Annotated in this window: 8 protein-coding genes; 1 reads left to right on the forward strand and 7 read right to left on the reverse strand. The window is 68.4% G+C overall.

Going from position 1 to position 12,126, the window contains the following annotated elements:
* Window positions 1-62 precede the first annotated feature (62 nt).
* The 5 genes from ACWESM_RS25330 to ACWESM_RS25350 all read right to left on the reverse strand — a co-directional run bounded on the left by ACWESM_RS25330 (window position 63) and on the right by ACWESM_RS25350 (window position 6,158).
* Entirely contained in the window at window positions 63-1,319 is a 1,257-nt protein-coding gene (locus ACWESM_RS25330) for a fatty acid desaturase family protein (protein ID WP_364432458.1), read from the reverse strand.
* Window positions 1,320-1,418: 99 nt separating this feature from the next.
* Window positions 1,419-2,855 carry a fatty acid desaturase gene (locus ACWESM_RS25335; RefSeq protein WP_355077119.1) on the reverse strand — a complete coding sequence of 479 codons (1,437 nt, stop codon included), beginning with the start codon at window positions 2,853-2,855 and terminating at the stop codon, window positions 1,419-1,421.
* Between the two features lie 45 nt (window positions 2,856-2,900).
* Window positions 2,901-4,055, reverse strand: coding sequence for a ferredoxin reductase (locus ACWESM_RS25340; protein ID WP_397280393.1), 1,155 nt, complete (start codon window positions 4,053-4,055; stop codon window positions 2,901-2,903).
* Between the two features lie 125 nt (window positions 4,056-4,180).
* Window positions 4,181-4,726 (reverse strand): DUF6912 family protein, encoded by a 546-nt coding sequence (locus ACWESM_RS25345; protein WP_379254974.1) that lies wholly within the window; start codon window positions 4,724-4,726, stop codon window positions 4,181-4,183.
* 10 nt (window positions 4,727-4,736) lie between these two features.
* Complete coding sequence (locus ACWESM_RS25350; protein ID WP_355077116.1) at window positions 4,737-6,158, reverse strand: WS/DGAT/MGAT family O-acyltransferase; 1,422 nt, start codon at window positions 6,156-6,158, stop codon at window positions 4,737-4,739.
* A 392-nt stretch (window positions 6,159-6,550) separates the two neighbouring features.
* Here ACWESM_RS25350 and secA point away from each other — a divergent pair, with 392 nt between their 5' ends.
* Window positions 6,551-9,415, forward strand: a complete 2,865-nt coding sequence (gene secA, locus ACWESM_RS25355; protein WP_364432450.1) for a preprotein translocase subunit SecA — start codon at window positions 6,551-6,553, stop codon at window positions 9,413-9,415.
* Window positions 9,416-9,689: 274 nt separating this feature from the next.
* Here secA and rsgA read toward each other — a convergent pair whose 3' ends face one another.
* Together rsgA and aroA are read right to left on the reverse strand one after the other, a co-directional pair.
* The gene (rsgA, locus tag ACWESM_RS25360) at window positions 9,690-10,571 is read right to left on the reverse strand and encodes a ribosome small subunit-dependent GTPase A (RefSeq protein WP_379254937.1); all 882 of its coding nucleotides are present in this window, start codon (window positions 10,569-10,571) and stop codon (window positions 9,690-9,692) included.
* Between the two features lie 116 nt (window positions 10,572-10,687).
* The gene (gene aroA / locus ACWESM_RS25365) at window positions 10,688-11,980 is read right to left on the reverse strand and encodes a 3-phosphoshikimate 1-carboxyvinyltransferase (protein ID WP_364432447.1); all 1,293 of its coding nucleotides are present in this window, start codon (window positions 11,978-11,980) and stop codon (window positions 10,688-10,690) included.
* Window positions 11,981-12,126 lie beyond the last annotated feature (146 nt).

The raw sequence follows: 12,126 nt of genomic DNA on the forward strand, positions 1-12,126 counted from the left end.
CTCGCCGCACACGGCGTTGGCTCCTGCGTCGCCGACCGACCGCGGCGTGGCGGGAGTGGAAGTCAGCCTGCCGCGGACACGCGGCGCCGGGCCAGCCGCCGCCGTCCCCCGGCGAGCGCGGTGCGCAGACCGCGGCGGCGGCCCGTCACCGGATCGATGGAGGCGGCGGTGTGGCCCCCGAACTTGCGTTCCGAGGCGGTCTCGGGCGCATCGTCGGCGGTGGCCCGCAGGTACTTGTTCGGCAACGCCAGTTTGAGGATGGTGCGCCACGCCTTGAAGTACTGCACCGGCAGCGAGCCGGTGGTGTAGGGCAGGTCGTACTTGTCGGCCAGCTCGCGCACCCGCACGGCGATGTCGGCGTACCGGTTGCTCGGCAGATCGGGGAACAGGTGGTGTTCGATCTGGTGGCTCAGATTGCCGGTCATGAAGTGCATGACCGGGCCGCCGGAGATGTTGGCGCTGCCGAGCATCTGGCGCAGGTACCACTGGCCGTGCGTTTCGCCGTCGATGTCGGCCTTGGTGAACTTCTCCGCCCCGTCGGGGAAGTGCCCGCAGAAGATCACCGCGTTGGACCAGATGTTGCGGATCGCGTTCGCGGCCAGGTTGGCCGTCAGCGTGGAGAAGAACGCGGGACCGGTGAGGGCGGGGAAGACCACGTAGTCCTTGAGGACCTGCTTGCCCATCTTGGTGAGCGCCTCGTCGCGCTTGCGCTCGAACTCGGCCCGTTCGGGGGAACCGGGCTTGTACCGGCCCGCCACCAGTTTGCCCAGCTCCAGGTGCTGGATGGCGACGCCGTACTCGAAAAACAGCTGCAACAGCAGGTTGTAGACCGGGTTGCCCAGGTTGAACGGCTTCCAGCGCTGGTCGCGGGTCACCCGCAGCAGGCCGTAGCCGATGTCGTCGTCCATGCCGAGCACGTTGGTGTACTTGTGATGCAGGTAGTTGTGGGTGTGCTTCCAGTGCTTGGCCGCGCCGGTGTTGTCCCACTCCCACGAGCTGGAGTGGATCTCCGGATCGTTCATCCAGTCCCACTGCCCGTGCATGACGTTGTGCCCGATCTCCATGTTCTCGATGATCTTGGCGGTGGCGAGCAGTGCGACGCCTGCCAGCCACGCGGGGCGCTTCGGGCTCGCGAAGAGCACCGCACGGCCGCTGATCTCGAGAACGCGCTGCAACCGGATGACGTTGCGGATGTACTTCGCGTCGCGTGCGCCGCGCGAGGCTTCGATTTCCCGCCGGATCGCGTCGAATTCCGCGCCGAGTGCTTCCACGTCGGCCTCGGTGAGGTGCGCATATTCCTTGACATCCGAGATCGCCATGCGGGTTACTTTACCGTAAGTTACGAAACCGTAGGTTGCGAGGTGCGCCGCACGGATGTGTCAAATACCTTATTGCGATCCCGGCTGTCGAATGGTAGGTTAGCGCGCCCTGCCCGGAAAGCGAAAACGCCTGTCCCGCTTCGCTTTTTCGCGCAGCGCCGCTTGTTCATGACGGGCCCGTTCCTGGAACGCGAGCTTGGCCTCGCGCAGCACCTGCCGCTCGTGTTCGGCCTTCTCCTGTAGGGCCGCCTTGGCCTCGCGGAGCATCTCCTTCTCCTGCCGCGCCTTCTCGCGCAGCGCGATCTTCGCCTCGTGCAGCGCCGAACGCAGGCCGCGCCGCTCGCCGGTCTCCGGATCGACGCGCAGCCAGTGCGTGGATTCCGCGCCGAGCGACGGCAGCGTGATACCGGCGAACTTGCGCTCGGAGGAGGTCTCCGGCGCGTTGTCGGCGGTGGCCTTGAGGAACCGGTCCGGCAGGGCCAGCTTGTGGATCGTGCGGAAGGCCAGCAGATACTGCTTGCCCAGCGACCCGGTGGTGTAGGGCAGGTCGTACTTGTCGCACAGCTCGCGGACCCGTACCGCGATCTCCTGATACCGGTTGCTCGGCAGGTCGGGGAACAGATGGTGCTCGATCTGGTAGCAGAGGTTGCCGCTCATGAACGCCATGGCGGGCCCCGCTTCGAAGTTCGCGCTGCCGAGCATCTGGCGCAGATACCACTCGCCGCTGGTCTCGTTCTCCAGCTGTTCGACGGTGAACTTCTCCGCGCCGTCGGGGAAGTGCCCGCAGAAGATCACCGCGTACGCCCACAGATTGCGCACCAGGTTCGCCATCGCGTTGGCCTTCAGCGTGTGCTTGAACGCCGGACCCGTCAGCGCGGGATGGATGAGGTAGTCCTTGGCCACCTGACGGCAGATCTTGCGGGCGAACTCCACGTTCGGACCGGAGGCGACCTCCCAGCGCGGGGTGTCCGACAGCTCCTTGTCGATGCTCCAGTCGTGCAGCGCGATGCCCCACTCGAAGGTCGCGGCGAGCAGCAAGTTCGCCAGCGGCTGCACCAGATGGATCGGCCGCCACTGCTCGTCCCGGGTCATCCGGAGGATGCCGAAACCGAGGTCCTCGTCCTTGCCCAGCACATTCGTGTAGGTGTGGTGGGAGTAGTTGTGCGCCCGGCGCCACTGCGCGGAGGGGCCGGTCATGTCCCACTCCCACGAACTGGAGTGGATCTCCGGGTCGTTCATCCAGTCCCATTGCCCGTGGCTGACGTTGTGCCCGAGCTCCATGTTCTCGATGATCTTGGCCACCGACAGCATCGCGGTGCCTGCCAGCCAGGCCCAGCGGTTGCGGCTGCCGAACAGCACCACCCGGGCGGCTACCTCGAGACCGCGTTGCGCCGCGATCGTGCGCCGGATGTACTTCGCGTCGCGCTCGCCGCGCGACAGCTCCACCGAACGCCGGATGGAATCGAGTTCCTGCCCCAGTGTCTCGATATCGGCCGCCGTGAGATGCGCGAACGTCTTGATGTCGGTGATGGCCACCGGGGTCCTTTCCCTACTCGATACACCTCGAGGGTACCTGCCGGACTAGACGTCCAGGGTGCAGTCGCCCGCCGCCGCCGAGATGCAGGTCTGCACCTTGTCGCCTTCGCGGCGCTCCTCACCGTTGCGCAGGTCGCGCGCGTGTCCGGAACTCAAGGTGACCACGCAGGTCTGGCAGATGCCCATCCGGCAGCCGAACGGCATCTGAACACCGGCGGACTCACCGGCCTCGAGCAGGCTGGTCGCGCCGTCGGCCGCGACGCTGCGACCGGTCTTGCCGAAGGTGACCGTGCCGCCCGCACCGACCGCGGAGCGTTCGATCTCGAAGCGCTCCACGTGCAGCCGGTCCGACAGCCCCGCGTCGCGCCAGTGGTTCTCGATCTCGTCGAGCATTCCGGCCGGGCCGCACGCCCAGGTCTGGCGTTCGCGCCAGTCGGGGACCTCGGTGTCGAGATCGGCGAGGGCGAATTTGCCCCGCTCGGCGGTGAGATGCAGGCGGGTGTCGAAGCCGGGATTGCGGTCGCGCAGCGCGCCCAGCTCCGCGCCGAACATCACGTCGTCGGAAGTGCGCGCGGAGTGCAGGTGCACCACGTCGGTGAACACCTCGCGGCGGTCCATCGCGCGCAGCATGGCGATCACCGGCGTGACGCCGCTGCCCGCGGTGAGGAACAGCACCTTCTCCGGCGGCGGGGACGGCAGTACGAAACCGCCCTGCGGGGCGGCGAGCCGGACGACGGTGCCGACCGGCACGCCGCTGACCAGGTGGCTGGACAGGAAGCCTTCCGGCATCGCCTTCACGGCGATGGAGATCAGCCGCTTGCCGCCGTGGCCGGGGTCGGACCAATTCGGCGGACAGGTCAGCGAATACGAGCGCCAATGCCAGCGGCCGTCCACCAGGATGCCGATGCCGATGTACTGGCCGGGCTGGTATTTGAAGTCGAAGCCCCATCCCGGCTGGATCACCAGCGTCGCGGAATCGGCGGTCTCCTTGCGTACCTCGACGATGCGTCCCCGCAGCTCGCGAGCCGACCACAGCGGGTTGGCCAGGTGCAGGTAGTCGTCGGGCAGCAGCGGTGTGGTCACGCGCGCAAAGGCTCCGCGCAGCACGTTCAGCTTGCCGCCGCGCTCGGCGACGCTCGCGGCGGGCGCCTCCAGCCACGCACGGACGCTTCGCACGGAGCTCCCAATTTTCGAACCCATCGCTGCCGTTGGTCTCCCTGTCGTCGGATGCGCGGGCCGCCGTCTCGCCGATCGGAGGCCTCGCCAGCAAGGTTACGGCATCGTAGGTTACGGCGGCAGGTCAGTGGGGCGCCCGCCGCGGCGATTCAGAGGAGCTCGAGCAGAAACGGCAGCTCTTGGGCCGCGTACCAGGCCAATTGATGGTCCTCGGCGTCGCCGAGGACGAACTCGGCGTCGGTGTCGCCGAGATCGGCCGCGTCCACCACGTCGACGGCCTTGGCAACCTGTGGTTCGGCGTCGGCCAGGTCGACGTGCACCGAGGCGATCTGCTGGTAGCCGATCGGGCCCGCCAGCCGGACCACCGCGTCGTCGAGGTCGGGCCGCAGCTTCGCGCCGGTCACGTCGGCGGCGATCACCGCACGGCGGTAAACCGGGTTACCGCCCGCCGCCGGCGCGGCCTCGTCGTCGGAGTCCTCCGATCCGATCGCCTCGCGTTCGGCGGCCAGCAGTCGCAGCGAGGCGCGCGCGGCCTCGTTCATGGCGACTTCGCCGAGTTCCTCGTCGTCGCCGGAGGCGTAGGCCTCGCGCAGCGCGGGCGTCACCGCGAACGCGGTCCCGCCGACGGGGGCCAGCTCACGGTTGCCGACCAGATCGCGCAGCATCGGCACCGTGGCCGGGATGTAGACCCGCAGCTTCTTCTGATCAGACGCAGGCACCGAGCATCTCCTCCATGGAATCGCGCACCGCCGTGGCGAGCACGCCGATGTCGGCCATCGCGTCGCGGTCGGCGTTGAGACCGTAGAAGACACGCCCGTCGTAGGACGTGATCCCGATACTCGACGCCTGATTGCGCAGCAGTGGCGACACCGGGTACATCTCCAGCATCCGCGCGCCGCCGATGTACATCGGCGCCTGCGGACCCGGCGCGTTGGTGATCACCAGATTGAACGTGTGTTCTGCGAACGTACTCGCCGCTCGCACACTCATCGCATGCAGGCTGGCCGGAGCGAAACCGGCCAGGTGCACGAGCGTACGCGCGCGGACGCCGCGCCGCTGACGACCGTTGAGTTCGGAGGCGTGCGCGATGTGCGACAACCGCATCACCGGGTTCGGTTCGCCCACCGGCAGATCGATCAGGAACGACGACACCTCGCTCGCCGAGTGCGTCTGGTCGCCCTCGTTTCCCTCGACGTACACCGACATCGGCACCACAGCTCGCAGCGTGGTGGACTCGGTGAGCGCTTCCCCGCGCGACAGCAGCCAGTTGCGCAGAGCGCCGGTGACCACGGCGAGGATGGCGTCGTTGGTCGAGCAGCCGAACCGCTTGCGGATCGTCCGGTAATCCGCCAGGTCGGTGCGCACCACGTCGAAGCGCCGGTTTCGCGAGGTACGCGTGTTCAGGGGGCTGGCGGGCGCACCGGTCGCCGCGGTGCGCACGGCGGCGACCACCGACTCGACCGCCTTGCCCGCCGTCCCGACCACCGCGAACGCGCCCGCGCTCGCCTCCCGGGCGACCTCGAGGGCTTTGCGCGGCTGTGCGGCGAGGTGTGCGAGCGCGCCGACCAGCAGTTCCATCTCACCGGGTTCGCGCGGCGCGATCCAGTCGTCGCAGGCCAGTTCGCGGGGAGCGGGCCCCGCGTCGAGGATCACATGGCCGATCTCGAGCGCGGTGTCCCCGTCCACCAGGGCGGAATGCGTCTTGGTGAAGATGGCGCAGCGGCCGTCGGACAGCCGTTCGATCAGGTACATCTCCCACAGCGGCCGGGCCGGGTCCAAGGGGTGGGAGACGAGGCGGGCGACCAGGTCGTGCAGCTGTTCGTCGGTGCCGGGACCGGGCAGCGCCGAACGCCTGATGTGGTAGGTGATGTCGAAACGGCTGTCCTCGACCCAGACCGGCCGCCCCAGCGACAGCGGGATCTCCCGCACTTTGCGCCGGTATCTCGGTACCAGCGAGAGCCTGCTCTCGACGAGATCGACCAACCGGTCGTAGTCCAGGATCGGCGCGCCCGAGCTGTCGCCGGGATCGGTGTTCCGCACGATCGCGAGAGAGCCGATATGGATCGGATTGCTGCTCGACTCGAGCCGGTAGAAGGCCGTGTCTTGCGGCGTCAGTCTCGTGATCACGCTGCCCGGTACTCCTTTTCCCGATGCCGCCCCCGCTTCATTGTGCTGCCGCATCAACCGTTGGCCCGGCCGTTGTGGCATTTCTGATGAATTCCGTACACGTTTTTCCGCGCCGGGGGCCCATGACACGCTGGTCGACTCGAGTTCTGCGAACCGATTCGATCACAGGGCGGACCCGGATGCATGGCCGAACCGTCCGGGTGGCCCGCCGGGCACCTTTTCCAGCCGGGCGCGACCACTTAGCGGCAGGTCCACGCAGCGCCGCAGGCGCTGCACATCCAACAGACCATTACCATGGGGCATGCAGCGGATTCCGCGCAACCGCGTGGGCCGCACCGGCCCGGGGGCCGACGACACGATTTGACACACCGACCAGAGGACTGACGAGACCCGTGCCTGCGCTGACACTGACGAGGTTGCTACGGATTGGTGAGGGTCGCATTGTCAAGCGGCTCTCGCATTTCGCCGACCAGGTCCTCGCCCTCGAACCGGAGTACGAGGACCTCAGCGACCTGGAGCTACGGGCCAAAACCGACGAGTTCCGCGAGCGGTACGCCGAGATGGTCGAGGACGGCGAGACCGATCCGCTCGGCCAGCTGATGGCCGAGGCGTTCGCCGTCGCGCGGGAGGCGTCCTGGCGGGTGCTCAGCCAGAAGCACTACAAGGTGCAGATCATGGGCGGCGCCGCGCTGCACACCGGCAACATCGCCGAGATGAAGACCGGTGAGGGCAAGACCCTCACCTGTGTGCTGCCCGCCTACCTGAACGCGCTCAGCGGCGACGGCGTGCACGTCGTCACGGTGAACGACTACCTGGCCAAGCGCGACGCGGAGTGGATGGGCCGCGTGCACCGCTTCCTCGGCCTCGAGGTCGGCGTGATCCTGTCCGGCATGAGCCCCGCGCAGCGGCGGGTGGCCTACAACGCCGACATCACCTACGGCACGAACAACGAGTTCGGCTTCGACTACCTGCGCGACAACATGACGCACTCGCTCGACGACCTGGTGCAGCGCGGGCACAACTTCGCCATCGTCGACGAGGTCGACTCCATCCTCATCGACGAGGCGCGCACCCCGCTGATCATCTCCGGGCCCGCCGACGCCTCGTCGAAGTGGTACGCCGAGTTCGCGCGGATCGCGCCGCTGCTGAAGAAGGACCTGCACTACGAGGTCGACATCAAGAAGCGCACGATCGGCGTGCACGAGGCCGGCGTCGAGTTCGTCGAGGACCAGCTCGGCATCGACAACCTCTACGAGGCCGCCAACTCGCCGCTGGTGAGCTACCTGAACAACGCCGTCAAGGCCAAGGAGCTCTACACCCGCGACAAGGACTACATCGTCCGCGACGGCGAGGTGATCATCGTCGACGAGTTCACCGGCCGCATCCTGGTCGGCCGCCGCTACAACGAGGGCATGCACCAGGCGATCGAGGCCAAGGAAGGGGTGGAGATCCAGCCGGAGAACCAGACCCTGGCCACCATCACCCTGCAGAACTATTTCCGCCTCTACGACAAGTTGTCCGGCATGACCGGTACCGCCGAGACCGAGGCCGCCGAGCTGCACCAGATCTACAGCCTCGGCGTGGTGCCCATCCCGACCAACAAGCCGATGATCCGCGCCGACCAGTCCGACCTGATCTACAAGACGGAAGAGGCGAAGTTCTCCGCCGTGGTCGACGACGTCACCGAGCGGCACGAGAACGGCCAGCCGGTGCTGATCGGCACCACCAGCGTCGAGCGCTCGGAGTACCTGTCCAAGCAGTTCACCAAGCGCGGCATTCCGCACAACGTGCTGAACGCGAAGTTCCACGAGAAGGAAGCGGAGATCATCGCCGAGGCGGGCCGGCCGGGCGCGGTGACCGTCGCGACGAACATGGCAGGCCGCGGTACCGATATCGTGCTCGGCGGCAACCCGGACATCATCGCCGACATCCTGCTGCGCAAGCAGGGGCTGGACCCGGTCGAGACTCCGGAGGACTACGAGCGCGCCTGGCTGCCCACCCTGGACCAGGTCAAGGCCCAGACCGCCGAGGACGCCGAGTTGGTGCGCGAGGCGGGCGGCCTCTATGTGCTCGGCACCGAGCGGCACGAGTCGCGCCGCATCGACAACCAGCTGCGCGGCCGCTCCGGCCGACAGGGCGACCCGGGGGAGTCCCGCTTCTACCTGTCGCTGGGCGACGAGCTGATGCGCCGATTCAACGGCGCCGCGCTGGAAGCGATCATGACGCGGCTGAACCTGCCCGACGACGTGCCGATCGAGGCGAAGATGGTCTCCAAGGCCATCAAGAGCGCGCAGACGCAGGTCGAGCAGCAGAACTTCGAGATCCGCAAGAACGTGCTCAAGTACGACGAGGTGATGAACCAGCAGCGCACCGTCATCTACGGCGAGCGCGATCGGATCCTGCGCGGCGAGGACATGGAGGGCCAGGTCCAGAGCATGATCACCGATGTGATCACCGCCTACGTGGACGGCGCCACCGCCGAGGGCTATGTCGAGGACTGGGATCTGGAGAAGCTGTGGACGGCGCTGAAGACGCTGTACCCGGTGAGCCTGGACTACCGGGACCTGACCGGCGAGACCGAGGTCGGCGAGGCGGGCGAGCTGACGCGCGAGGAGTTGCTCGAGGCGCTGCTGGACGACGCGCACGACGCCTACGAGCGCCGCGAGGCCGAGATCGACGGCCTGGCGGGCGAGGGCAGCATGCGCAATCTGGAACGACAGGTGCTGCTGTCGGTGCTCGACCGCAAGTGGCGTGAGCATCTCTACGAGATGGACTACCTCAAGGAGGGCATCGGCCTGCGGGCCATGGCGCAGCGTGACCCGTTGGTGGAGTACCAGCGCGAGGGCTTCGACATGTTCACCGCGATGCTCGACGGCCTGAAGGAGGAGTCGGTCGGCTTCCTGTTCAACCTGCAGGTCGAGGTGCAGCAGCCGCAGCCGGAGGGCGTCGCCGTCGGCCAGGGTCTTCGTTCGCCGGTCGGAGCGATGACCGCCCCGCGCCCGCTGCCCACCGAGGAGGCTCAGGTCGCCAACGGCCACGCCGCACCGGCGGCCCTGCGCGCCAGGGGTATCGATGACACCGCCCCGCGCGGTTTCAGCTACTCCGGCCCCGACGAGGGCGGCCGCGCCGCGGTGCACAGCGACGCCGAGGAATACGGCGTGGACGGTGGGCCGCAGCCCACCCGTCGCGAGCGCCGCGAGGCGGCCCGCGCGGAGGCGAAGGGCCGCCGCGGCCCGAAGTCGCGCCGCCGTCACTGATCCGCTGAATCACGAAGGCGCTCAGGGTTTTCCTGGGCGCCTTCGTTGTTTTCCGTATGCCGAAGCGTCTTCGCAAGGGGGATTACCGTCATGTCTGCGTGTTACACCGAACTACACCCGAACGGTGGGCGAGTCAGGAGGACCACGACGGCCTGGCCCCGCCGACGAAGTTGGAGTGCTTCTGGATTCCGCTGACCGCCGCGCATGTGCTGCAAAGTGGGCAGAGCGCGATGATCGGTCGGCTTTTCGACTGAGTCTCGGACGGCCGAGGCGATTACCAGGGATCGTTGGAGTTCAGGGCGACCAGCAGGCGGCGGATGGCCGCCACCCGGTGTTCCTTGCCCGGCAATTGGTCCAGCGCGCATTCGGGATCGGCGGGCGGACCGAGATGGGTGCAGCCCCGCGGACAGTCCTCGATGGCGTCGGCGAGGTCGGTGAAGGCGGCGATGACGTCGTCCGGCGTGATGTGCGCCAGACCGAACGACCGCACGCCCGGCGTGTCGATGACCCACCCGCCGCCGGGTAGCGGGAGCGCGACCGATTGGGTGGAGGTGTGCTTGCCCTTGCCCACCCCGGATACCTCGCCCACGGCCCGCTCCGCCTCCGGCACAAGGCGATTCACCAGCGTGGACTTGCCCACGCCGGAGTGGCCGATCAGCGCGGTGAGGTGATCGGTGAGCAGATCGAGTACCGGATCGAGCGGATCGTCGATGCCGCCGTAGACGATGGTGAGGTCGAGATCGTCGAAAGCGGCGGCGAATTCGGAATCGGCCGCCAGATCGTGTTTGGTCAAGCACAGAACCGGTTGCAGCCCACCGGCGTACGCGGCGACCATGGCGCGTTCCACGAAGCCGGTGCGCGGAGGCGGGTCGGCGAGCGCGACCACGATGAACAGCCGCTCCGCGTTGCCGACCACAATGCGCTCGAACGGATCGGTGTCGTCGGCGGTGCGGCGCAGCACCGTCCGGCGGTCGGCGACCCGGACGATGCGCGCGAGGGTATCCGGTCGCCCGGACAGGTCGCCGACCACGTCCACCTGGTCGCCGACCACGATCGGAGTGCGGCCCAGTTCCCGGGCGCGCATCGCGACGATGCGGCGATCCGGATCGCCGCCGAGCACACATCCCCACCGGCCCCGGTCGACCGAGACCACCATGGCCGGCTCGGCGTCGCTGTGCTGCGGCCGGGTCTTGGTGCGGGGACGGGAGCTACGCCCCGGACGAACCCGGACATCGGATTCGTCGTAGCTGGCCGCGGATCGTCGTCCCCGGCTCAGTGCGCCGCTCCTTCGTCGGATAGCGCGGGCGCGAGCATCTGCTCCCACAAAGCGACGAAGTTCGGCAGCGTCTTGGCCGTGGTCCCGATGTCCTCGATCTCGACGCCGGGCACCCGGAGGCCGAGAATGGCTCCCGCCGTGGCCATCCGGTGATCGGCGTAGGAGTGCCACCTGCCGCCGTGCAGTTCGGTGGGCACGATCTCCAGTCCGTCCTCGGTCTCGGTCACCTTGCCACCGAGGCGGTTGATCTCGGTGGACAGCGCGGCCAGCCGGTCGGTCTCGTGCCCGCGCAGATGGGAGATGCCGCGCAGCACGGACGGGGAGTCGGCCAGCGCGGCCAGCGCGGCGACGGTGGGCGTCAGCTCACCCACGTCGTGCAGGTCGATATCGATGCCTGCGAGCCGGTCGGGGCCGTGCACGGTGAGCACGCCGTCGAAGATCCGCGCTTCCGCACCCATCCGCACGAGGATCTCGCGGATGACGTCGCCCGGCTGCGTGGTCAGCCGCGGCCAGTGCGGGATGCTGACCGTGCCGCCCGTGATCGCGGCCGCGGCCAGGAACGGGGTGGCGTTGGACAGGTCCGGCTCGATCTCCCAGTCCACGGCGCGAATCGGCCCGTGCTCCACGGTCCAGGTCTGCGCCTTGAAGCTGTCCGCGGGCGCCTGCACCCGCACGTCGGCGCGCCGCAGCATCTCCACGGTCATCTCGATGTGCGGCATCGAGGGCAGCGCCTTGCCATCGTGGTGCACCACCAGTCCCTCGTCGAAGCGCGCGGCCGACAGCAGCAGGCCCGAGACGAACTGCGACGACCCGGACGCGTCGATCGTCACGGTGCCGCCGCGCAGCGCGCCCTCGCCGTGCACGGTGAACGGCAGTGCGTCGCCGTCGATATCGGCGCCGAGCGAGCGCAGCGCGTCCAGGATCGTGCGCAGCGGCCGGATCCTGGCCTGTTCGTCACCGTCGAACGCGACATCGCCCGACGCCAGGGCGGCGACCGGCGGCAGGAAGCGCATCACCGTGCCCGCGAGCCCGCAGTCGACCGTGCCGCCGCCCAACGGCGCCGGGGTGACGGTCAACGTGTCGCCCGCGCCCTCGATGTCCGCACCGAGCGCGCGCAGCGCGGCGATCATCAGGTTCGTGTCCCGGCTGCGCAGCGCACCGGTGATGGTGGACGGACCGTCGGCCAGTGCGGCCAGGATGAGCGCCCGGTTCGTGATCGATTTCGATCCGGGCAGGGTCACGGTCGCGTGTACAGGGACCTCGACATGGGGCGCTGGCCAGAAGTTCACTCATCCATCATCACACGGTGCTAGTTTTCCAGCGCTTGCGGCGCTGGGTGTTCGCGGCCCTCTTGTGGCTCGCGTGTGCGCGCCCGCCGCTTGCTCCTTCGTCGCGTACGCGGCGGCCGCGCACACGCGAGCCGGGCCGCGAACGG

It is taken from the genome of Nocardia sp. NPDC003999, assembly GCF_053604885.1.